The following is a 21,857-nucleotide window of genomic DNA, read 5'->3' as shown; positions in this document are numbered from 1 at the left end:
ACCACTACCACATGATCATAACTGAGTATGTGCCAAAATATTACGGAATAACTCTTTTTGCACTGGGCTTGGTTTTGCTGTCTGTAATGCCATCAGCTGCGACATATCACCTTGTACTTTAATTTTACCAGTCATAAATGCTTGCATGGCTGCAGTCATATCAAACTCTAGAAATACTTTTCTCAAGGTTTGTGCATTCATTGTTAATGTCGTTTTCGCATGTTCAGCAAGCCCTTTTTGTAACTTCCCCGCTGCTAAAGAAAGCTCTTTTACGCCTGTTTCTGAGTCAGACACAATCAAATTAATGATTAAGTTCTGCAACGCAGGTGATAAGTTTAAATCTCCTGCTTGAGCTGTGAGTGTTTCAACTTGAGAAAACCATTCTTCGGTTAAAAATACAGGCATACTACTTCCTTTAACTTATTTAAATTTTAAACGACAAACATCGTCAAAATGATGATTACATCTACCGTTAACATGTGGTGGCGTATATATCATCTAAAAATTGTTATAAATGGTACAACACGATTTAAAGGAGCGATATATGTATATCGCTCCTCTTTCTGTGCTCATTATGCCATATAACCTAAATTAACAACGTCTAGTTTGTTTTTATCTGATTCAGGGCTTTTTGCCTCAGTCTCACGTTGCTCATCTAACTTTTCAAAGTCAAATAACTCACGATCTGCTAATTGCGATGGTGCAACATTTTGTAATGCACCAAAAATGCTGTGTAAACGCTTAGGATGTGCTTTATCCCACTCACGCAACATATCGTTGAGCATTGCACGCTGTAAATTCTCCTGCGAACCACATAAATTACATGGAATAATCGGGAACTTACGCATTTGGGCATATTTAATAATATCTTTTTCTTCCACATACGCCAGTGGACGAATCAAAATATTTTTCTTATCTGAAGACAAAAGTTTCGGTGGCATCGCTTTTAAGCTACCGCCATGAAACAAGTTTAAAAAGAAGGTCGCAATAATATCATCACGGTGATGCCCTAAAGCTACCTTAGTTGCCCCAATTTCTTGTGCAAAGCCATATAGCGAGCCACGGCGTAAACGTGAGCACACAGCACAATAGGTCTTACCTTCTGGTGTCAGTTTTTTTGTAATGCTATACGTATCTTTTTCTAAAATATAATACGGAATATTATTTTCTTCTAAATACTTTGGCAAAACATCTTCTGGGAAACCTGGCTGTTTTTGATCCAAGTTCACAGCAACTACATCAAAATGAATTGGTGCAATACGCTTAAACTGCAATAAAATGTCAAGCAAGGTATAACTGTCTTTCCCACCAGAAATACACACCATCACTTTATCACCCTCTTCGATCATTTTAAAATCACGAATAGCATGACCTACCTGCCTACGCAGTTTCTTTAACAACCGATAATACGATGAACTTGTTGGCAATTCAGGCTTAAAATTAAATCCTTGTTGGGACTCAATTGGAGAGTACATGACGATGCAAACCATTAAAAAAAATAGATGGCAATTTTATATGATTCTTTCCTTATTCGCATCTATCTTATCAATCAATTACATAAGATATTTCAATTTAAACGTCAAACACATCTGTTTTATCATGTAGCATTTTCATATATAAAGTCATTTTTTAAGGTAAAAAATAAACCTAGCAAGCAAAATCTATCAATTATTAAGCAATTTCAGCAACAATCGAAATAAATCATTTTCCTCAACTCAGTTTTCCACAAAAACTGTGGATAAACCTGTGGATTGTCACCATCTTGACAAAACTAAGCACACGTAGCATAAGGCTTTGCATTGGTTTGGTTATTTTTTAACCTCTAAATAAAATTATTTATAAACAACAACTTAATTAAGTCAAGACAAAAAAATTAAAAATATTTTTAATTTTTTTTCATAAAACAAAAATGCTGAAAAGATCAACAATTTACAATGTGTAACAAATCATGTGGTATAAAATATCAAAAGATAAAAATAAATATGTCTAAATTGTTACAAAATCTAATACGTTGTATAAAAAACAACTAAAAAAAGAAAATATAAATTTTATATACATTAAAAACAATATTTTACAACTTAAAAAACATTCATAAAAACAAAAAAAAAGAGAGTCTATTTATACATAACCCCCATAGATTTGAGGCTAAAACCCCTTAATCTATGCCAAGTTGTTTTTTATTTTGTCTCAGTTAATGCTAAGCTAAAAGTGATCAAAAAAACCTCTACAGAGGAAGGAGCTAGTTTGAGTAGGCAGAGTATGGAACCCAACTCTGAAAATATTTGGCTACATTTAGGCGCAAGTGCCTTTTTCAGAGCACACCAAGCATATTATTTAAATCAACTCAATCAAGAAGGAAAACAAGCGTGGCAAGTGAGCTTAGCAAATATTCGCAACAGTTCATCTCAAGAAACGCTTAAACAACTGCAACAACAAAATGGAGACTACACACTCGAAATGATTTCTCCTTCAGGAGAGTTCAATTATCAAACCATCGAATGTCTTGACCAAATTTTATTATGGGACCATCGGCTTCAATCAACTGTAAAAGTTGGTGCGAACCCAAACACTAAAATCATTTCTTTTACAGTAACTGAGGGCGGTTACTTTCTCAAAGAGAATAACCAGCTTGACTTAGACCACCCTGCAATTCAGCATGACCTTTTAGGTAGTGGTGAAATTCAAACCCTGTATGGGGTACTTTACGACATACTTAATTTACGCATGCAACAGCATAGTGGTGCAGTGACATTATTATGTTGTGATAATTTACGCAGTAATGGCGACAGCTTTGCCAAAGGGTTATATGATTTTGTCCAAGCCAAAGGAAATATAGAACTCTTAGCATGGATCGAACAGTTCACTTCAACACCAAACAGTATGGTTGACCGCATTACCCCTCAAGTCAATACACAAAGTATTAAGCGTGTTCAAGCGCAACTAGAGCAATCTGATGCCGTCCCAATTACATGTGAACATTACACTCGATGGGTTTTGGAAAAAGATTTTGTTACTGACTACCCTCAACTCTCTAAAGTCGGTGTTGAATTTGTAGAAGATGTTATGCCCTATGAGGAAGCTAAAATTAGACTGCTTAATGCCAGTCATAGCGGACTTTCTTGGTTTGGTGCACTACAAAAACATACTTTTATTCATGAAACTTTAGCGCCATCAATTTGCAACATACTGACAAATTATGCTAAATATGATGTTAAAGATGCTTTAGAAAGCCATCACATCAGCATCAATACCGATGTTGAATGTCAAACCATCTTAGACCGCTTTAGTAGTCCATACGTCAAAGATACGGTTGCTCGAGTGGCTTCAGACAGTATCTCCAAACTACGTGGCTTTATTTTACCGACCATTAAAGACTGCTTAGAGCTCGGTAAAACTCCACAGTACGCACTTCAACTTGTCGCTTTATATTTTTATTTTTTACAACAGTACCACCAAGGTCAACTGTCTTTTAAATACCTAGATAGTGCGTTAAATGATGTAGCCATTGATAAAGTTTTTGAACACTCAGACCCTGTATCTGCGTTTGCAACACATACAGGCCTGTTTGGCTCACTGGCTGAGCAAAAAACTTTTTATACAGAGCTCATCAAAACAATTCACTCGTTTAACATCACCGAGTGAAGATAAACACAAACAATAAGGAAAAGATGATGACTAAACAGTATCGGAGGAGTGTTTACTGCGTGATCGCAACGGTTGTTGCAGTATTTATTTCAGTTGCTGTGCTCTATCGTTGGCCTGTTGCACTCGGCACCTTAGCAGCATGGGTCACTACAGGATCTTTTTCGTTACAAGTAATTCACATGATTCGCCAAAAAGACACAAAAGGTGTGTCTTTAGGCATGTATGCTGCATTATTTTTTGGCGTTACCAGTTGGACATTTTATGGTTATAAAATGAATGATATTCCAGTCATGACTGCCAATGGACTCACAGCCATACTTGCAATTATTGTGATCATACTCAAGTTATATAACGAAAGGCCTATGCAAAAAAAGTTAAAAGCAAAGATTCAAGCTAAAACACCAACTGCTGTACGCCAACAGCAAATCAGCTAATACTCACACGATCGTGTTGATGACGAGTAAGACCACGCCATATTAGGTCTTACTCATCATCAAACTATTGCTTTACCATATTTCTACTTGCTTTTCATTTTCTAAATTGATAAAAGCATTAGTCAATCTCTTCATCGAATATCACTCATATTGAAACAACATCACGTGCTCATGCTTTTACTTGCAACACATGGTATTTATACATCCTCTACAAGCCATGCAGGCAATATTTATACTTACCAAGATGCCAATGGTGATATACTGCTTACCAACCAAGCCCAATCCAATAAACAGTTAAAAAAAGTGACTGTCACTTATTACCCAGACAGTAATATTCATCGCTATAAAAACTGGGGAAAAAATGAGTCTGCAGTACTACCTAGTTTTAGTAAAAACAAAAATGCCTTCGATACAATTATTAGTAGTGCCGCACAAAAGCACGGCGTACCTGAAGGGCTTATTAAAGCCATTATGCACACAGAGTCTAGTTTTAATATTTATGCAAAATCACCTGTAGGAGCTCAGGGGCTGATGCAACTCATGCCAGCAACAGCAAAGCATTTAAATGTATCTGACAGCTTTAATCCTGAGGCCAATATTCATGGTGGAGCAAAATATATTGCGTTATTATTAAAGCAATTTAATGGCAATACGCCTTTAGCACTCGCGGCATATAATGCAGGTGTAGGTAACGTCAACAAATATGGGGGTATCCCCCCCTTTAAAGAAACACAGAACTATGTAGAACGTGTACTCAGTCGCTACCACAACCTATATCAAACACAGTTAGGTCTAAATACCAGTACGTCAAACACAGTGCCAAGTACAAAAAAAACAACACAAACAAATGTAGATAGCTCAAAGTATCGTAAAAAAATTATTCAAACTGCAGATGGTACATTTACTGAAGTACTCGTACAAAAATAATATGATGCTCTCTTGGCAGATAATATTCAAAAATCTAACAAATAGTGCTTGAAATTTAAAAAACCAAGCCACATAGTAAATACTAAGGTTTATTGTTTATAAATAAACAATAACTTCTTTTTTCTATTATAGAGGATCTACTCAATGATGCGGATTGGTTTGTTTTTGCTAACCAACCTCGCGGTACTAGTTGTCGCTGGTCTTATTTTGTCAGTTTTAGGTGTCGGGAGTTATCACGGCGCAGGCGGTCTAAAGTTAGGTAACTTACTGGTTGTCTGTTTTGTGTTTGGTATGGTTGGCTCTTTTGTATCGTTATTCATGTCAAAGTGGATGGCGAAAAAAACCACGGGTACAGAACTTATTAACCCGAATGCACCACGTAGCCAAGCAGAAGTTGTTTTACTGCAAATGGTTGCTGATTTATCACAACGTGCTGGTATTAAAATGCCAGAAGTCGGTATCTTTCATTCTTACCAATCAAACGCTTTTGCAACAGGTTGGAATAAAAATGATGCCTTAGTTGCCGTGTCTAGCGGTTTACTTGAACGCATGAATCAAAACGAATTGCGTGCAGTGCTTGCACACGAAATTGGTCACGTTGCCAATGGTGATATGGTCACACTGTCTTTAGTTCAAGGTGTCGTGAACACATTTGTGATGTTCTTTGCTCGCGTCGTCGGTGACTTTATTGACCGCAATGTTTTTGGTCGTGAAGACGGTGAAGCCCCTGGTATTGCCTACTTTATTATTACGATGGTGTTAGACATTGTATTTGGTATTTTAGCAAGTGCTGTCGTGATGTGGTTCTCGCGCTACCGTGAGTACCGTGCAGATGAAGCAGGTGCACAGCTCGCAGGTAAGCAAGCCATGATTTCAGCCTTACTGCGTTTACAAGCAGAAACTGAATTACCTGATCAAATGCCAAAAGAAATGAAAGCACTAGCGATTACCGAAGGTAAAGAGCAAGGTGGCTTCAGTTTAAGTGCTTTATTTCAAACGCACCCAACCATTGAACAACGTGTTGCTGCATTACAACGCTTAAACTGCCCGTAATTACAGCAAAATCTAACCTCTTAAATATTGCGTTTTCACTTAAAAGGCATATTTTACAGATAAAAAAAAGCCATACTCTGTCAGTAGGAGTATGGCCCAAAAATAGGAAATTACAGCAGAATTCCTATGTTTTGTATAATAAAAACCGAAGCTTAAATAAAACTTAATTCAAATGAATACCAATCATAAAAGCCAATATTTTATATGCCTATCAGATATCGTTAAAATTCCAAACAAATATCCAAATACTGCGACAAATTTTGACGCAAGTGACTAGAGAATCCTGCAATTTTTTGGCATGATGTAAACAACCACTACAAGGAACTTATTAAAATTAATGAAAGAAATGCGTTGGCTAGAACTACTTTCCGCCATTCGGCTAGGAAGCAAAAAAAGTCATAGTGAACTGGGCAGAAGCCCTTTTCATAAGGACTATGACCGCATTGTATTTTCACAAAGTTTTAGACAGCTCAACAGAAAAACACAAGTGCACCCACTGACCCAAAACGATGGTGTACATACTCGCTTGACTCACTCATTAGAAGTGTCTTGTATTGGTCGTTCATTAGGGATGTTAGCTGCCGAAAAAATTAAAGATGATTTACCATCATGGATAGACCCCACAGATGTTGGTGCCATTATTCAAGCCGCTTGTCTTGCACATGATATTGGCAACCCACCTTTTGGCCATGCAGGTGAATATGCCATTAGAGAGTGGTTTGACCATGCCGCAAAACAAGGGAAACTTGACCAACTGAGCCCCGAAGAACAAGCAGATGTCAGACAGTTTGAAGGCAATGCTCAAGGCCTACGCCTGATTACACGCATAGATGACCACCCAGAAGATGGTGGCATGCGCCTGACGTTTGCAACACTTGGTACATACCTTAAATACCCGTGGCTATCTCATATCATTAGCAATGATGACACTAAGCAAGCGTATCAACGCAGTAAATTTGGTTGCTATCAAAGTGAAAAACATATCCTAGAAAATATTGCCAACAAATTAGGACTGATTGAACTCGGCCCCTACCACTACTGTCGCCATCCCCTCACTTATTTATTAGAAGCTGCAGATGACATTTGCTATGCTCTCATCGACCTAGAAGATGGCATCAGTTTAGACATGCTCAGCTATGAAGAAGTTGAACCTATTTTTATACAACTGATTGCAGACTATGGCATACCCCATGAACTTTCACTCACATGGGTAACATGGCAACAAAAAATTTCTGCCCTACGTGGCCGTGCCATGAAAAGACTCGTAGAAGAAGTGGCAAGTACATTTGCAAAATATCAAACAGATATTTTAAGAGGCCAATTTAAGGGTACACTTCTCCAATATTGTTCACCTGACATTGCTCAGGGCATTGATGCTGCAAAAACCTTAGCAAGAGACAAAATTTTTGCACATAGACAAAAAATGGACTTAGAAATTGTGGCACATATGAGCCTACAGCACATCTTAGATGCATTTGTTCCACTCGCCGACCCTGCACGTCAACTCAGTTTTAAAGACCAAAAACTCATGACCATTTTACAACAATATGGCATTCATTTTGGTGCAAGTCATTACGAAAATATTATGCAAGTCTTAGATATTGTCGGTAAATTTTCAGACCATCAAGCTTACGATATTGCACAAATTTTACAAGGTCAACGACCTACATACAGATAAAAAGGACACGACATGATTGGTTGCTTAACTGGCGAGGTGGTTGCACTTGAAGCACCGACAGTACTACTTCAAGTACATGGTGTGGGTTATGAAATAGATACACCTTTATCTACCTTCTGTCAGCTACAAAAAGGCCAAACGATCACACTATGGACACATCTCTCTGTGCGAGAAGATGCACAATTACTATATGGTTTTGCAGAAGCACGTGAAAAAACCATCTTTCGCACCTTGCTCAAAGTCACTGGCGTTGGACCTAAAATGGCACTGGGTATTTTATCCACCCTTAGTGTAGATCTACTGATACAAACCATCGAACATGATGATATTAATACCCTAACCAAAGTGCCTGGCGTTGGTAAAAAAACAGCTGAACGCTTAATGATTGATTTAAGAGATCGAATTAAAGCATTACAACACCACAGCACGACAACAGCATCTACATTACAAAGCACAACAGATAATATAGCAACCTTTTCAGCACATACTGCAGTTGCAGAAGCAGAAGCGGCACTGCAATCACTTGGCTACAAACCACTTGAAGCCAAAAAAGTCATTGCATCAGTCAAAGACCAACACACCGAAGTGGCCGATATGATTCGTGCTGCACTTAAATCGATGATGAAATAACATAGCCATGCAAGATAGAATGATAAGTGGCTTTGAAAAGCCAGAAGACCAAATTGATCGAGCCATTCGCCCAACAACACTCAGTGACTATATTGGTCAGCCTGTGGTGAGAGAGCAAATGGAAATCTTTATTGGGGCAGCCAGAGGACGTGGTGAAGCACTCGACCACACCCTCATTTTTGGCCCTCCAGGTTTGGGTAAAACCACACTGGCCAATATTATTGCAAGAGAGATGGGCGGTAGCTTAAAGTCAACCTCAGGCCCAGTACTCGAACGTGCAGGTGACTTGGCCGCCTTGCTCACCAACCTAGAAGAAGGTGATGTTTTATTTATTGATGAAATTCATCGACTTTCTCCAGTCATTGAAGAAATTTTATATCCAGCCATGGAAGACTACCAGCTAGATATCATGATTGGTGAAGGCCCTGCCGCTCGCTCAATTAAACTCGATTTACCCCAGTTCACACTTGTTGCTGCTACGACACGAGCAGGCTTACTCACCTCCCCACTACGTGATCGTTTTGGTATTGTGCAACGACTAGAGTTCTATTCTGTCGAAGATTTAACATTTATTGTTGAACGTTCAGCACGACTCATGGATGTACCTACAACACAAGCAGGGGCAAAAGAAATTGCTCAACGCTCTAGAGGTACACCACGTATTGCTAACCGTCTATTACGTAGAGCAAGAGATTACGCACAAGTGAAAGGCACAGGCGAAATCACCCAAGAGATTGCCCAACTGGCATTAGATATGCTAAATGTAGATCGTTCAGGGTTAGATACGCTAGATCGTCGCTACCTCAGTATGCTCATAGAACGCTTCGATGGTGGCCCTGCAGGTGTAGAAGCACTGGCTGCAGCAATGGCCGAAGACAGTGGTACAATTGAAGATGTCATCGAGCCATACCTTATACAACAAGGCTATGTCATGCGTACCGCTAGAGGGCGTATTGCAACCAATATGGCTTATTTACAATTTGGCCTAACACCACCAGAAAAAACAACACAATAAATATAGGTTTGATATGTCACAACTTAGTCAACATCCAGACAATAACAATACATTTTGGTTTCCAGTTCGTGTTTATATAGAAGACACCGATGCAGGTGGTATTGTTTACCATGCTAACCATCTGTCTTTCATGGAACGTGCCCGCACAGAATGGTTACGTGCTTCAGGTGTTGCACATTACTGGCATCAAACAGACTACAGCTTTGTGGTACGACATGTCGACCTAAAATACCTTAAGCCAATTCTGATGGATGACCTCGTACATGTGGGTGTAGAGGTTATTTGTTGTAAAAGTGCATCTTTAGTATTGCAACAAAATATTTATCGTGGTGAAATCCTGCTTGTTACAGGCAAGGTCGAATTGGCATGCTTAAATGCGAATATGGCCCCTTGCAGATTACCCCAAGAAATAAAAGCAATATCTCAGCCACCAGTAAAACAGAACTAAACGTATATTATGACCACTCCAAATGCTACATCACTACACATCAGTGATCTCGTTTTACAAGCAAGCCCTGTTGTTCAAGCGGTCATGCTCATTCTTTTATTTGCATCGTTCTACAGCTGGTATGTGATTGCAAAACTTTCCATGGGGTTCAACAAGGCCGGCAAAGAAGATGAACACTTTCAAAAAATCTTTTGGTCTGGTGCTGAACTGAACACCCTATTTAACAATGCACAACTTAACTCACAACGCCGTGGCCTTGAAGATATTTTCTATGATGCCTACCTTGAGTTTACCAGATTACAAAAAAGTGAAAGTACCATTAGCCAAAAAATGGATGGTACTGAACGCATACTGCATGTTGGGCTCTCAAGAGATCAAAGCCGTCTAGAGCAAGGGTTAAGTGGCTTAGCAAGCATTGGCTCAGTTGCGCCTTATATTGGTCTATTTGGCACAGTCTGGGGCATTATGAATGCATTTATTGGACTTTCTGCGGTAGAACAAGTAACCCTTGCTACAGTTGCACCGGGTATTGCAGAAGCACTTATTGCAACTGCAATTGGTCTTTTTGCAGCGATTCCATCGGTCTTGGCATTTAACAGATTCACCTCAAAAAGTGAAGCCATTTATTCAGACCGAGCACTTTTTGCAGAAGAAATGATTACCGTACTACAACGTCAATCAATTGAAGCGACGAAGGATCGTGCATAATGGCAATACAGCGCTCAGGACGTTTTGCACGCATCAAAAAACCGCTTAAAAGCGATATGAATGTCGTTCCGTATATCGATGTCATGCTGGTACTTTTGGTTATTTTTATGGTCACAGCACCCATGATTACCAGTAGTCTAAAAGTAGACCTACCAAAAGCCAATTCACAACCCTTTGAAGCAAAATCTCCCCCTGCGATTGTGAGTTTAAATGAACAGGGAGAGTACTTATTGCAGTATGGTCAATATAAAGACCAAAAAATGTCACTCGACACACTAAAAACTGCGTTAACCGATGAGCAAAATCAAGCACAAAGTCAGCAAAAACAACTGACTGTACTTATTAATGGTGCAAAATCTAGACCTTATGGTGAAGTTGTTGCTCTCATGGCATCATTACAAGATGCTGGCCTGACCCAAGTGGGTTTACTCACCGACACCACCAAATAATGTATGAAAAAATTTCAACAAAAGTATGCTCAAAAAGATAATATTAAAGCCCTTGGTTTTACGGTGGGTGTACATGCTGTTGCCTTAACAGGCCTGCTCTATTTAGGTACAACACCTCCCCCAAAACCACCCAAAGAAATTAAAACATTTTTAGTCAGTGCAGATCAGCTCACACCTTTTCAAAACAAGAGTGAAGATACACAACAAGAAACGCCTACAACGACCCAAGCTTCTGAAGCACCAAGTGATCATCAAAACGTTGCAGAGACGCTTGCATTAGCCACAGCGGCTCAACAAACACTCCTGAGTAAACAAAAGGCAGATGCAGAAAAAAAACGTCAGGAAGAAACCAAGGCTAAAGAACAATCCGAAGCAGATGCAAAGCGTGAAGCTGATTTAGAAGCTCAAAAGCAAGCAAACCTTGCTAAACAAAAATCAGAAGCTGAAGAAAAACGTCAAGCTGAGGCAGATGCTAAAAAACAAGCCAACTTAGCTAAGCAAAAAGCTGAAGCTGAGGAAAAACGTCAAGCCGATTTAGAAGCTAAAAAACAGGCGAACCTTGCCAAGCAAAAAGCCGAGGCGGAAGAAAAACGTCAAGCTGAGGCAGATGCTAAAAAACAAGCCAACTTAGCTAAGCAAAAAGCTGAAGCTGAGGAAAAACGTCAAGCCGATTTAGAAGCTAAAAAACAGGCCAATCTTGCTAAGCAAAAAGCAGAGGTGGAAGAAAAACGTCAAGCTGAGGCAGATGCTAAAAAACAAGCAAACATTGCCAAGCAAAAAGCCGAGGCGGACGCAAAACATAAAGCTGATGTAGAAGCTAAAAAACAAGCTAACCTTGCTAAGCAAAAAGCCGAAGCGGAAGAAAAACGCCAAGCTGAGGCAGATGCTAAAAAACAAGCCAATCTTGCTAAACAAAAAGCCGAGGCGGACGCAAAACATAAAGCTGATTTAGAGGCTAAAAAACAAGCAAACTTAGCTAAGCAAAAAGCTGAAGCAGACGCAAAACATAAAGCTGATTTAGAGGCTAAAAAACAAGCAAACTTAGCTAAGCAAAAAGCTGAAGCAGACGCAAAACATAAAGCTGATTTAGAGGCTAAAAAACAGGCGAACCTTGCTAAACAAAAAGCGGAGGCCGAAGCAAAGCAACAAGCTGAAGCTGATGCAGCAGCAAATAAAAAAGCCGAAGCAAAACGAATTGCATCTGATGCAAAAAATCAATTTACCAAAAAGATTGAAAGAACTTGGGATGTACCACCAGGTACCAGCGGTAAAAAAGCAACAGTGCGCCTCATGCTTACCGCTTCAGGCCAAGTCGCATCTGTACTCGTGACGGCAAGCGATCCAGATGTTAAAGCGAGTGTTGAAGCCGCGATTAGACAAGCAGCACCTTACCCAATGCCATCTGACCCAGATGCAAGACGTGAAGCACAAACTGTTAATGCAACATTTACAGCACAGTAACACTTTACTTAATCTATTTGGGTTAAATTAGTATGCATCATGCTAGTTTGACTTAAGTTTAACCTTTGTTATACGTGAAAATAATTATGGAAATGAACCGTAAACATTTACTGGCAATTATGCTAGCACTGTCATGTGGTGCAGTCATCACAACCTCTGCACAGGCTCAATTACAGCTGGAAATTGCTAAATCACCAGATGCAACCGCACCCAAAATTGCCATTGTACCGTTCGACAGTGACCAAAAAATATATACCATTGTAGAGAATGACCTTAATCATTCTGGAAAATTCACCAGTGCATCTAAAAACTTACCCTCAACGTCTTCACTCAATAGCATAGATGCAAGTAGTTGGGCAAATGCAGGTGTGCCTTACGTTGTTGTCGGCAAAGTCAGCCAACCCGATCCAAATAGTTACCAAATTCACTACCAACTGTTTGATGTTGAAAAAAAGCAGTTTTTACTGAATGAAGTACTCACAGCACCAGTCTCTAGAGTACGTCAAGCAGGTCATGCCATTAGTGATGCTATTTATCAAGCACTTACAGGTATACAAGGTAGCTTTAGTGGTAGAATCGCTTACGTACTACGTAATCCAAACTTACCTGACCAACGCTATACACTACAAGTTGCAGATACAGATGGTGAAAGACCAATCACAGTATTGGCATCACACTACCCTATTTTGTCACCTACATGGACACCAGATGGTAAGTCTATTGGTTATGTATCATTCGAAACCAAAAGACCACGTATTTATTTACAAGACCTATCTACAGGTCAAAGACAAGTTCTCACCAATTATCCAGGTTTAAATGGTGCACCTAGCTTTTCCCCTGATGGTAAATCTATGCTATTTACAGGTTCTATGGACGGTAACCCAGACATTTACCAAATGAACCTAGAAACACGCCAAATTGAACGCCTTACTAAAGATTCAGCCATAGATACAGAAGCAAGATATGCCCCTGATGGTAAATCATTTATTTTCACATCTGACCGTGGTGGTTCACCACAAATTTACCGCTACAGCTTTGACAATGCCTCAATTCAACGCCTTACCTTTAGAGGTACGTTTAATGCACGTAGCACATTAAGTGCAGATGGCCGAAAACTTGCGATGGTCAGTCGTCAAAGTGGTAACAGCTTCAAAATTGCAATACAAGATCTAAACTCTGGTGTGTATAGTGTGCTCACCCCAACAACCCTCGATGAATCTCCAAGTTTTTCTCCAAATGGGCAGATGGTTGTATATGCCACACAAGAAGGAAATCGTGGCCTGTTATCCATCGTATCACTCAATGGGCAGTTTAGAATGAACCTACCAAGCGAACAAGGTGAAGTACGAGAACCTGCTTGGGCCCCTAAATAAAATGACTGGAGTCTACAATGAATAAAAAGTATCTCATTTTACCGTGCATTATGTCCGCACTCATGTTTACAGGGTGTGCAACACGTAAACCTGCCACTCAAACAACAACGCCCATGACAGAAGCACCAACGCCCATGGCTGTAAATACCAATGGACTCAGCGATGATGCAGCTTTAGATGCTAAAAACCTTAAAGGTGCCTCATCTAAAGGTGTAACAGCAGAAAATAAAGCCTTCTTAGCAAATCATGTTGTACATTTCGATTTTGACAGTAGTGCAATTTCTCAAACGGATTACCAAACACTACAAGCACATGCACAGTTCTTACAAGCCAACCCAACATCACATGTCGCACTGACAGGTCATACAGATGAACGTGGCACACGTGAGTACAACATGGCTTTAGGTGAACGACGTGCAAAAGCAGTACAAAGCTATTTAATTTCAATTGGTGTCAATGCAAGTCAGCTTGAAGCCATTAGTTATGGTAAAGAAATGCCTGTAAACCCAGCACATACACCAGAAGCATGGGCTGAAAACCGCCGTGTGGAACTTAACTACGAAGCCGTACCACCGCTGTTACTCCCATAACAAACACCATAAAGTGCTCTTATTTATAGAGCACTTTTTTTGTGTCTAATTTTGTGAAAGTCACATTTTCGCAAGATTGAAATGATTCAATTAAATCATGTTTATTATATTGCTTGTATTCAGGCTTGACTTCATAATCAGCCCAAGCTTGCTTGCTGGATTCCTCAGATATCTCATTTATATCTAAAGACTCTGTGGCTATTGGCATTTCATCAAAACTTTTTGTTGTCATCTGTGCCACCTTCAAGGCAAACTTGTTATATAATAAACATAGCACGTTCTTAGCAAATTGTAAGCACTCATAGAATAAACATGCATGGTCATCGTTAGAAAAACTTTACACAATCAAGTTTCATCTATAATACATCAGCTCACTATTTTGCTAAGAAAAAACTGTACTTTTCGGAGCCTCTCGTTATGTCGAACACCACCTTGTCCCAATACTTAAAACAACAAACGGGAAAAATACCAACTGAACTTGCTGAGGTTATCAATGCAATTGCCACATGCTGTAATATTATTGACTACAACTTACAACAAGGTGCAATTGCTGGCATTTTAGGCAGTGCAGAACATGAAAATGTACAAGGTGAAACACAAAAGAATCTAGATATTTTCTCTAACGAACAATTTATCAATGCACTCCAAAAACACCCTCATGTAGGTGGATTTGCCTCTGAAGAACTTGAAGAGTTTCTACCTGCACAAGAAAATGGTGAATATTTAGTGTTGTTTGATCCACTTGATGGTTCAAGTAACATCGACATTAATATGTGTGTGGGTAGTATTTTCTCTGTACTTCCTGCAAAGAATAAAATCACTCAAGCCGAAGACTTTATGCAACCAGGTACAAGCCAAGTTGCAGCAGGTTATGTCATGTATGGGCCATCTACCATGCTGGCTTTGACCTTTGGCACAGGTGTTATTTTATTTACTTATGACATTGATTTAAAAGATTTTGTCTTAACTCAAGAAAATGTAACCATTCCACATACAACCCAAGAGTTTGCGATTAACTCATCAAACCATAGACATTGGGAAAAACCTGTTCAACGCTATATTTCAGAATTACTCGATGGCAAAACAGGCGTTCGAGGTAAAGACTTCAACATGCGTTGGATCGCATGTATGGTAGGCGATATACATCGTATTTTAAGTCGTGGCGGAATTTTCATGTACCCTTTCGACCTTAAAAATACAGGTAAGCCAGGTCGTTTACGCCTAATGTATGAAGCAAACCCGATGAGTATGCTCATTGAACAAGCAGGTGGTGACTCAACTACAGGCCGTGAGCGTATTATGGATATTCAACCGACTGGATTACACCAACGCGTTCCTGTCATTTTAGGTGCAAAAGATGAGATTGAGCTTTTAAAAAGCTATCACTAATCTGCCCTAATTACTTTACCCCTAGTACAAAACATGATGTTTTGTACTTTTTTTGGCGAAAAAGATGTCTATCATTTACCTAGAGTCGAAAGACAATCCTAAGATTAAACACCTACGTGCATTAATCGAGCAAAACAATTATCGAAAGAAACAGCAACAAACTGTTTTAGAAAGCACACATGCATGTATTGCTTGGCTAGAAAGCGGCCAAAAAATTCATGCGTTTTTTACCACTGAAATCGCACTAAAACATCCTGACTTACAAGACATTCAAGCGCTACACACAGGCCATATCTTTATTATTAGTGAAGCACTGTATAAGAGTTTAAGTACACTTGGCACAACCATTGCCTGCTTGGCTGTGATTGATATTCCAAGACATACTCAAACGATCAATTACAATGTTGACACCTTAATTTTAGATGACGTACAAGACCCTGGTAATGTAGGTACATTATTACGCTCAGCAGCAGCAGCCAACATTAAGCAAATTCTATGTACACCTGCTGTCGCTTCACTATGGTCACCTCGCGTACTTCGTGCAGGCATGGGGGCTCACTTTTCTTTGTGTTGCTTTGAGCGTGTGGACTTAACAACAGTGTTACCACAGTTTAAAATTCCTGTATTTGCGACAAGCTCTCATCAAGCCAATACTGTGTACGAGCAAGATCTTAAAAACCCTTGTGTTTGGGTACTTGGCAATGAAGGTCAAGGTGTATCTGAATTTGCATTAGCCCATGCAAAAGCAGTGACTATTCCACAACCTGGTGGCCAAGAGTCTCTCAATGTTGCCATTGCAGGTTCAATTTGTTTCTTTGAAATGGTCAGACAACGTATATAATGCCCTACATACCAAAGACATTAGATAAATAAATTTTTTATAATGTCAACCGAACTTAACCATTGCACGTTATATTAGACAAGCAATGGTTAAAGGTAGGTATTTGATGGCAGGATTATCAATATCCATGGATCTTGTACCCAAAAATACGCAAGCAAATCTCAGGCATGCATCAGTGACACATAGCGAACAACGTTTACAGGCGTTTATGCAAGAAGTCAGTGGTCGGGCTTTAATCATGATGGAATCTGCAACGAAAAGTTCAGATATTGCCATGGATTTAGTACAAGAAGCTTTTATTTCCCTCTACAAATCTTACCCACTCAAACCAACAGATGAGTGGTATGCCCTGTTTTATACCATCTTAAATCACAAGCTCTATGACTGGAAAAGAAAAGAACAACGTTCAGCGATTCCCTTTTCATTTTTTAAAAAGAAAAATTTAGAATTTGACGATGATTTTCCTGAGGAGCAGTTTGCAGATGAATATAACATCGATCCTGCAGAGATGATTAATCAATACACGACTATAAATGACATTAAAAAAGCCATTGAAACACTCCCAACACGACAACAACAGGCGTTTATGCTTCGTGCATGGGAAGGTTTTAGTACGAAGACAACTGCAGAGATTATGCAATGTAGTGAAGGAAGTGTAAAAACTCATTATCACCGTGCAACACAAGCTTTACAGCAGATGTTAAGTCATTTGAATCCATATCATCAAAACAAAGGTATGACAGATGAATAAAAATCAATTTGAGCAAAATATTACAAAAAAATTAGATACTCTAGCACAGCAACACCCCAATAAATCACAGGTCATTACACATGTACTTGGACATATCCAAGACAAAAAAGCAAATAAACGGCATATGTGGAAAGTGACCAGTCTTGCTTTTGCGGCAGTACTCGCCAGTATTGCTATTGCACCCAATATTTTTCATTTTATGAATAAAAATGATGATGCTTCGCAAACAGCCATGGCAGCCACAGAAAAGCTTTCCCCACAAATGGTAGAAGACCTAGAAATGGTTATGGTTTTTGGAGAGAATAACCCTCGTCATGGAAGTTAAAAAACTTACGCTTGCCATTATTAGTGTGGCTTTTTTGCAAACCAGTTTTGCAAGTTTATGGCCATTTTCACTACATGCCACGCCATCTAATGTCATGAATAACGATGACAATTGGAACGAGCTCAGTACATCCCAACAACAAGTTTTACTACAACATTATCAGAGTTTAAAGGATATTCCTGAACAACAACGCACAGATTTACAGCAAAAAATGGAGTGGTTTACCCAGCTATCAGAAGAGGAACAACAGCGCTTACGCGTGGCATGGCAACACATGAATACACAGCAACGTAAACAGTTACGAAAAGAGATTGAACAGGCCAAGACCAAAGAAGAACGTGACCAAATTCGCCAGCAATATATTGAAAAATATACCCCTGCAACATCTTAAATCATTACTATACTTGCTTATACTCATCAATCAGTGCATATATTTGTTTTAATGTCGCTGCCGAGAGCTTGGTTTTTTCACCATGCAATACGTTTTCTAAACGATCTAACATTTGTAGCAATAACGATGTTTGGTGTGGGCCACTTTCTAATAAGTAGTCAATAATTTGTGGGTCTAGCACCACACCACGACGAGAAAGTACTGAGTCAACCAAAGCAACACGGTCTGCATGCAAACTACCATTAGGTAATCGTACACTCACCGCTTGCGTTAAACGTGACTGTAAATCAGGTAACTGTAATTTCAGCGAGATTGGGGCTTCTCTTGAAGAAAAAATCAGTTGACCGCTAAACTGATGATGATGATTAATTAAATGAAAAATTGCTTTTTGCCAACCAATTACCCCACTAATCATTTCAATATCATCTAAAGCCACCAAGTCATAATGCTCTAAAGCACTCAATGCTTCTATAGGTGCATCTAATAGTTCTAACAATGAAACTTGTATTGCGGTTCTGCCCGTTTCTAAATATAAGTCACAGATCGCAGATAACAAATGGCTTTTTCCTGTACCTGCCTCGCCATATACATATAAACGATCAATCAAACCACTATGAAGCTGACGAATGACATCAACCACACCAGCCCAACTTGGGCCAGAAAAGTCACTAATACACGCGTCAAGTTGAGGCTCAATCTGTAATTGTAATTGTCGCATAACTATTTTTCATCTTGGTCAGCAGATTGCTTAGGTTTCTCAGACGTTTTAACATGAATATCTACATCTAAATGCTCTGACTGTACTGTCACAGTTTGACTGTCGTCTGACTCATTCAATTCATACTGCTCACCATACAGATTAGAATTTTCATAAAAATCACGAATATGTTTGAGTAAAACAACAATAACTGCGGCAACAGGCAATGCAATTAACATTCCTAAAATACCACCAAGTTGCGCACCTGCCAATACTGCAAACACCACAGCAACGGGCGATAAGCCTATTTTATCGCCTAATAGAAAGGGCTGTAAGATATATCCCTCTATGGCTTGACCAATCATAAATACCACGCCCACTAAAAGTAGTTGCATCCAATCTAAACCAAATTGAAAAAATGTTGCGGCCACTGCAGAAATAATACCCACTGCAAAACCAAGATACGGAATAATACTTGCCAACCCTGCAACCATACCAATAATTAGCCCAACCTCTAAACCAATCAATTGTAGGCCTACTGCATATACTGTACCTAACAAAATCATCACTAAAAACTGACCTTTAACAAATGCACGAAGTACCACATGACACTCCGACACAATTTGCAATGTTAACTTTTCATATGGCCGTGGAATCAAACGATGCATCTGTTTCAGCATACGATTCCAATCCAATAAAAAGTAAAATGAGATAATCGGAATAAGGACAACCGTGCCACCAAGCTGAATAAAGTTTAAACCCGACTGTGCTAAACGTAGTAAGAGTGACTGAATACTATCTACACTATAATTGGTTTGAATATATTGCATTAAAGTATCAGAAATTTGATTGGCGTTAATGGCCATCGGTTCGAGCTTGAATGTATGGGTAATCCAAGGCAATGCTGTATGATTTACCCAATAAATCACACCCGGGATACTGTCTCGAGCATAAACAATTTGCTTCCATGCCAATGGAATGATGTACCAAACGGCCAAGACGAGACCAATACCAATGCCCACAAAAACCAGCGTCGTAGATAACCAACGAGGCAAGCCAATCCTAGCTAACTTATTGACGATACCACTAAAAAAGTAAGCAATAAAAAATGCAGCAACAAAAGGAATGACAACAGGTTTAAGTATAAAAAGCAACCAAGCCAGTAGTGCTAAACCAATCAGAATAAAGATTCTACCTAATGTACGATCTATCATGACCCTTCGCCTATTAAAATTATTCACGATTTATAAGGATAATTCATTTAAAGATAACATTTTGTTGGATAAATAACATAACAGTTTCGTATATAGGTTATAATCGCCACGGCAAAGCGGAGACTTCTATACATGAGCAACTCGACTTCTAATCCAAATACCAGTTTAAGTTACAAAGATGCAGGCGTAGACATTGAGGCAGGTGATGCCCTTGTCAGCCGTATTAAATCAGTCGCAAAACGCACTACTCGCCCAGAAGTCATGGGTGGCCTTGGTGGTTTTGGTGCACTATGCAAAATTCCAAAAGGTTATGAATCACCTGTATTGGTTTCAGGTACAGATGGCGTAGGCACAAAACTACGTCTTGCCCTTAATCTCAATAAACACGACACCATTGGTCAAGACCTTGTCGCAATGTGTGTAAACGACTTGTTGGTCTGTGGTGCTGAACCTTTATTTTTCTTAGACTATTATGCAACAGGTCACTTAAATGTTGATGTTGCTGCCGATGTAGTGACTGGCATTGGAAAAGGCTGTGAGTTAGCAGGCTGTGCATTGGTCGGTGGTGAAACTGCTGAAATGCCTGGCATGTATGAAGGCGAAGACTATGACCTTGCTGGTTTTTCAGTAGGTGTAGTTGAAGAAAGCAAAATTATTGATGGTAGCCAAGTAAAATCAGGCGATGTCCTTATTGCTGTTGCATCATCTGGTGCACATTCAAATGGCTACTCACTACTGCGTAAAATTTTAGATGTGAAAAATGTTGACCTCACACAAGAAATAGATGGCCGTACGCTGTCTGATGTTGTGATGGAACCTACTCGCATTTATGTTAAGCCAGTACTAGAACTGTGCAAACAAGTGCAAGTACATGCTATGGCTCACATTACAGGTGGTGGTTTACCGGGTAACTTACCTCGCGTTTTACCAAATGGTGCTCAAGCTGTAGTCAATGAAGCATCTTGGCAATGGCCTGCACTGTTCCAACTGTTACAAAAAGAAGGGAACGTTGAGCAATTTGAAATGTACCGCACATTTAACTGTGGCGTAGGCATGGTGATTGTTGTTGACCAAAATGATGCAGACAAAACCATTGAAGTTTTAACCGCTCAAGGCGAAAAAGCATGGGCTCTTGGTTATATTCAAGAAGATGCAGCATCTGTTGAAGGTGCAGACGAAAAAGTTCGCGTGATTTTCAACTAATGAGAATTGCTGTACTGGTTTCAGGGCATGGCAGTAACCTACAAGCACTACTTGATGCTAACCTATCAGGTCAAATTGTAGGTGTACTGTCAAATAAACCGACTGCATATGCACTACAACGAGCACATGTAGCGGGGATTGCAACTCAAACCATTGAACATCAAAACTATGCAAATCGTGATGCATTTGATCAAGCTGTTCATGCTCAACTGCTTGCTTGGCATGTTGACTTAGTTGTCCTTGCAGGGTTTATGCGTATTTTAAGCCCAGCTTTTGTTGCACAGTGGGAAGGAAGAATGTTAAACATTCACCCTTCTCTACTGCCAAAACACAAAGGCATGCACACCCACGCTAAAGTACTTGAAGCGGGTGACATGCAACACGGTTGCACTGTACACTTTGTGACAGCGCAACTTGACTCAGGCCAGTCTTTGGCACAAGGTGTTTTAACAGTACACACAGATGATGACCAAGACAGTTTAGCTCAACGTGTACACAAGCTTGAACACAAGATCTACCCCTTAGTTGTAGAATGGTTATGTAATAAAACGTTGGTCTATCAAGCCAATGGTGAAGTTTTACTTCACGAACAAAAATTACATGACCCCGTACAAATTTTTGAAGAGTAATAAAAA

General features: G+C 39.5%; 25 protein-coding genes. 20 read left to right on the top strand and 5 right to left on the bottom strand.

The features are described 5' to 3' along the window. Positions 1-15 precede the first annotated feature (15 nt). Together I2F31_RS04615 and ttcA are read right to left on the bottom strand one after the other, a co-directional pair. Positions 16-405, bottom strand: coding sequence for an SCP2 sterol-binding domain-containing protein (locus tag I2F31_RS04615; RefSeq protein ID WP_195768360.1), 390 nt, complete (start codon positions 403-405; stop codon positions 16-18). A gap of 167 nt (positions 406-572) precedes the next feature. Beyond that, complete coding sequence (ttcA, locus tag I2F31_RS04610) at positions 573-1,475, bottom strand: tRNA 2-thiocytidine(32) synthetase TtcA (RefSeq protein WP_195768359.1); 903 nt, start codon at positions 1,473-1,475, stop codon at positions 573-575. 784 nt (positions 1,476-2,259) lie between these two features. Here ttcA and I2F31_RS04605 point away from each other — a divergent pair. The 13 genes from I2F31_RS04605 (at position 2,260) to pal (ending at position 14,411) form a co-directional block, all read left to right on the top strand. Continuing rightward, on the top strand, positions 2,260-3,642 hold the full coding sequence (locus I2F31_RS04605) for a mannitol dehydrogenase family protein (RefSeq protein WP_195773523.1): 1,383 nt from the start codon (positions 2,260-2,262) through the stop codon (positions 3,640-3,642). Positions 3,643-3,704: 62 nt separating this feature from the next. Continuing rightward, complete coding sequence (locus tag I2F31_RS04600; protein ID WP_213014811.1) at positions 3,705-4,079, top strand: SemiSWEET family sugar transporter; 375 nt, start codon at positions 3,705-3,707, stop codon at positions 4,077-4,079. A 171-nt stretch (positions 4,080-4,250) separates the two neighbouring features. Beyond that, positions 4,251-5,006: a lytic transglycosylase domain-containing protein gene (locus tag I2F31_RS04595; RefSeq protein WP_195768356.1), complete on the top strand. Its 756-nt coding sequence runs from the start codon at positions 4,251-4,253 to the stop codon at positions 5,004-5,006. Between the two features lie 144 nt (positions 5,007-5,150). Continuing rightward, entirely contained in the window at positions 5,151-6,059 is a 909-nt protein-coding gene (gene htpX / locus I2F31_RS04590; protein WP_195768355.1) for a protease HtpX, read from the top strand. Between the two features lie 337 nt (positions 6,060-6,396). Then, a complete protein-coding gene (locus tag I2F31_RS04585) occupies positions 6,397-7,737 on the top strand; it encodes a deoxyguanosinetriphosphate triphosphohydrolase (protein ID WP_195768354.1) in 1,341 nt (446 codons plus the stop codon). Positions 7,738-7,749: 12 nt separating this feature from the next. Next, positions 7,750-8,367, top strand: a complete 618-nt coding sequence (gene ruvA / locus I2F31_RS04580; protein WP_195768353.1) for a Holliday junction branch migration protein RuvA — start codon at positions 7,750-7,752, stop codon at positions 8,365-8,367. Between the two features lie 7 nt (positions 8,368-8,374). Beyond that, on the top strand, positions 8,375-9,382 hold the full coding sequence (ruvB, locus tag I2F31_RS04575) for a Holliday junction branch migration DNA helicase RuvB (RefSeq protein WP_195768352.1): 1,008 nt from the start codon (positions 8,375-8,377) through the stop codon (positions 9,380-9,382). Positions 9,383-9,395: 13 nt separating this feature from the next. After that, entirely contained in the window at positions 9,396-9,830 is a 435-nt protein-coding gene (ybgC, locus tag I2F31_RS04570; RefSeq protein ID WP_195768351.1) for a tol-pal system-associated acyl-CoA thioesterase, read from the top strand. Positions 9,831-9,839: 9 nt separating this feature from the next. Further along, positions 9,840-10,538 carry a protein TolQ gene (gene tolQ, locus I2F31_RS04565; RefSeq protein WP_195768350.1) on the top strand — a complete coding sequence of 233 codons (699 nt, stop codon included), beginning with the start codon at positions 9,840-9,842 and terminating at the stop codon, positions 10,536-10,538. After that, positions 10,538-10,987 carry a protein TolR gene (gene tolR / locus I2F31_RS04560; protein WP_195768349.1) on the top strand — a complete coding sequence of 150 codons (450 nt, stop codon included), beginning with the start codon at positions 10,538-10,540 and terminating at the stop codon, positions 10,985-10,987. The genes tolQ and tolR overlap by 1 nt, the downstream gene beginning before the upstream one ends. A gap of 3 nt (positions 10,988-10,990) precedes the next feature. Then, entirely contained in the window at positions 10,991-12,448 is a 1,458-nt protein-coding gene (tolA, locus tag I2F31_RS04555; protein ID WP_195773522.1) for a cell envelope integrity protein TolA, read from the top strand. A gap of 86 nt (positions 12,449-12,534) precedes the next feature. After that, positions 12,535-13,821: a Tol-Pal system beta propeller repeat protein TolB gene (tolB, locus tag I2F31_RS04550; protein ID WP_195768347.1), complete on the top strand. Its 1,287-nt coding sequence runs from the start codon at positions 12,535-12,537 to the stop codon at positions 13,819-13,821. Positions 13,822-13,838: 17 nt separating this feature from the next. Beyond that, positions 13,839-14,411, top strand: coding sequence for a peptidoglycan-associated lipoprotein Pal (gene pal / locus I2F31_RS04545; protein ID WP_195773521.1), 573 nt, complete (start codon positions 13,839-13,841; stop codon positions 14,409-14,411). Positions 14,412-14,430: 19 nt separating this feature from the next. Here the strand turns inward: pal and I2F31_RS04540 are convergent, their stop codons facing one another. Next, positions 14,431-14,643 (bottom strand): NF038105 family protein, encoded by a 213-nt coding sequence (locus I2F31_RS04540; RefSeq protein WP_195773520.1) that lies wholly within the window; start codon positions 14,641-14,643, stop codon positions 14,431-14,433. Positions 14,644-14,828: 185 nt separating this feature from the next. Between I2F31_RS04540 and I2F31_RS04535 the strand changes: the two genes are divergently transcribed. The 5 genes from I2F31_RS04535 to I2F31_RS04515 all read left to right on the top strand — a co-directional run bounded on the left by I2F31_RS04535 (position 14,829) and on the right by I2F31_RS04515 (position 18,108). Continuing rightward, positions 14,829-15,800, top strand: a complete 972-nt coding sequence (locus I2F31_RS04535; protein ID WP_195773519.1) for a class 1 fructose-bisphosphatase — start codon at positions 14,829-14,831, stop codon at positions 15,798-15,800. Positions 15,801-15,864: 64 nt separating this feature from the next. Beyond that, positions 15,865-16,641, top strand: a complete 777-nt coding sequence (locus I2F31_RS04530) for a TrmH family RNA methyltransferase (protein WP_195773518.1) — start codon at positions 15,865-15,867, stop codon at positions 16,639-16,641. Between the two features lie 127 nt (positions 16,642-16,768). Then, a complete protein-coding gene (locus tag I2F31_RS04525; RefSeq protein WP_228285896.1) occupies positions 16,769-17,392 on the top strand; it encodes an RNA polymerase sigma factor in 624 nt (207 codons plus the stop codon). Further along, positions 17,385-17,717, top strand: coding sequence for a hypothetical protein (locus I2F31_RS04520; RefSeq protein WP_195773516.1), 333 nt, complete (start codon positions 17,385-17,387; stop codon positions 17,715-17,717). The genes I2F31_RS04525 and I2F31_RS04520 overlap by 8 nt, the downstream gene beginning before the upstream one ends. Beyond that, positions 17,707-18,108, top strand: a complete 402-nt coding sequence (locus I2F31_RS04515; RefSeq protein ID WP_195773515.1) for a DUF3106 domain-containing protein — start codon at positions 17,707-17,709, stop codon at positions 18,106-18,108. The genes I2F31_RS04520 and I2F31_RS04515 overlap by 11 nt, the downstream gene beginning before the upstream one ends. 7 nt (positions 18,109-18,115) lie before the next feature. Here the strand turns inward: I2F31_RS04515 and hda are convergent, their stop codons facing one another. Further along, a complete protein-coding gene (gene hda, locus I2F31_RS04510; protein WP_195768339.1) occupies positions 18,116-18,826 on the bottom strand; it encodes a DnaA regulatory inactivator Hda in 711 nt (236 codons plus the stop codon). A gap of 2 nt (positions 18,827-18,828) precedes the next feature. Further along, positions 18,829-20,019, bottom strand: coding sequence for a chloramphenicol efflux transporter CxpE (cxpE, locus tag I2F31_RS04505; RefSeq protein ID WP_195773514.1), 1,191 nt, complete (start codon positions 20,017-20,019; stop codon positions 18,829-18,831). A gap of 132 nt (positions 20,020-20,151) precedes the next feature. Here cxpE and purM point away from each other — a divergent pair, with 132 nt between their 5' ends. Beyond that, positions 20,152-21,222, top strand: a complete 1,071-nt coding sequence (gene purM / locus I2F31_RS04500; RefSeq protein ID WP_195768337.1) for a phosphoribosylformylglycinamidine cyclo-ligase — start codon at positions 20,152-20,154, stop codon at positions 21,220-21,222. After that, positions 21,222-21,851: a phosphoribosylglycinamide formyltransferase gene (gene purN, locus I2F31_RS04495; protein WP_195773513.1), complete on the top strand. Its 630-nt coding sequence runs from the start codon at positions 21,222-21,224 to the stop codon at positions 21,849-21,851. The genes purM and purN overlap by 1 nt, the downstream gene beginning before the upstream one ends. Positions 21,852-21,857: the final 6 nt, after the last annotated feature.

This window comes from Acinetobacter rathckeae (assembly GCF_015627125.1).
Lineage (GTDB): Bacteria > Pseudomonadota > Gammaproteobacteria > Pseudomonadales > Moraxellaceae > Acinetobacter > Acinetobacter rathckeae.
Note: the sequence above shows the minus strand (reverse complement) of the source record. Positions and strands in the feature narration are given on the sequence as shown.

Bases quoted from the DNA above. Each gene is read 5' to 3' on its own strand.
- tolB (WP_195768347.1), top strand. From the start codon at position 12,535: ATGGAAATGAACCGTAAACATTTACTGGCAATTATGCTAGCACTGTCA.
- tolR (WP_195768349.1), top strand. From the start codon at position 10,538: ATGGCAATACAGCGCTCAGGACGTTTTGCACGCATCAAAAAACCGCTT.
- I2F31_RS04585 (WP_195768354.1), top strand. From the start codon at position 6,397: ATGAAAGAAATGCGTTGGCTAGAACTACTTTCCGCCATTCGGCTAGGA.
- I2F31_RS04595 (WP_195768356.1), top strand. From the start codon at position 4,251: ATGCTTTTACTTGCAACACATGGTATTTATACATCCTCTACAAGCCAT.
- tolA (WP_195773522.1), top strand. From the start codon at position 10,991: ATGAAAAAATTTCAACAAAAGTATGCTCAAAAAGATAATATTAAAGCC.
- purN (WP_195773513.1), top strand. From the start codon at position 21,222: ATGAGAATTGCTGTACTGGTTTCAGGGCATGGCAGTAACCTACAAGCA.
- cxpE (WP_195773514.1), bottom strand. From the start codon at position 20,019: ATGATAGATCGTACATTAGGTAGAATCTTTATTCTGATTGGTTTAGCA.
- ruvB (WP_195768352.1), top strand. From the start codon at position 8,375: ATGCAAGATAGAATGATAAGTGGCTTTGAAAAGCCAGAAGACCAAATT.
- tolQ (WP_195768350.1), top strand. From the start codon at position 9,840: ATGACCACTCCAAATGCTACATCACTACACATCAGTGATCTCGTTTTA.
- I2F31_RS04605 (WP_195773523.1), top strand. From the start codon at position 2,260: ATGGAACCCAACTCTGAAAATATTTGGCTACATTTAGGCGCAAGTGCC.
- purM (WP_195768337.1), top strand. From the start codon at position 20,152: ATGAGCAACTCGACTTCTAATCCAAATACCAGTTTAAGTTACAAAGAT.
- I2F31_RS04540 (WP_195773520.1), bottom strand. From the start codon at position 14,643: ATGACAACAAAAAGTTTTGATGAAATGCCAATAGCCACAGAGTCTTTA.
- I2F31_RS04525 (WP_228285896.1), top strand. From the start codon at position 16,769: ATGGATCTTGTACCCAAAAATACGCAAGCAAATCTCAGGCATGCATCA.
- I2F31_RS04530 (WP_195773518.1), top strand. From the start codon at position 15,865: ATGTCTATCATTTACCTAGAGTCGAAAGACAATCCTAAGATTAAACAC.
- I2F31_RS04535 (WP_195773519.1), top strand. From the start codon at position 14,829: ATGTCGAACACCACCTTGTCCCAATACTTAAAACAACAAACGGGAAAA.
- hda (WP_195768339.1), bottom strand. From the start codon at position 18,826: ATGCGACAATTACAATTACAGATTGAGCCTCAACTTGACGCGTGTATT.
- htpX (WP_195768355.1), top strand. From the start codon at position 5,151: ATGATGCGGATTGGTTTGTTTTTGCTAACCAACCTCGCGGTACTAGTT.
- ybgC (WP_195768351.1), top strand. From the start codon at position 9,396: ATGTCACAACTTAGTCAACATCCAGACAATAACAATACATTTTGGTTT.
- ruvA (WP_195768353.1), top strand. From the start codon at position 7,750: ATGATTGGTTGCTTAACTGGCGAGGTGGTTGCACTTGAAGCACCGACA.
- ttcA (WP_195768359.1), bottom strand. From the start codon at position 1,475: ATGTACTCTCCAATTGAGTCCCAACAAGGATTTAATTTTAAGCCTGAA.
- pal (WP_195773521.1), top strand. From the start codon at position 13,839: ATGAATAAAAAGTATCTCATTTTACCGTGCATTATGTCCGCACTCATG.
- I2F31_RS04615 (WP_195768360.1), bottom strand. From the start codon at position 405: ATGCCTGTATTTTTAACCGAAGAATGGTTTTCTCAAGTTGAAACACTC.
- I2F31_RS04515 (WP_195773515.1), top strand. From the start codon at position 17,707: ATGGAAGTTAAAAAACTTACGCTTGCCATTATTAGTGTGGCTTTTTTG.
- I2F31_RS04520 (WP_195773516.1), top strand. From the start codon at position 17,385: ATGAATAAAAATCAATTTGAGCAAAATATTACAAAAAAATTAGATACT.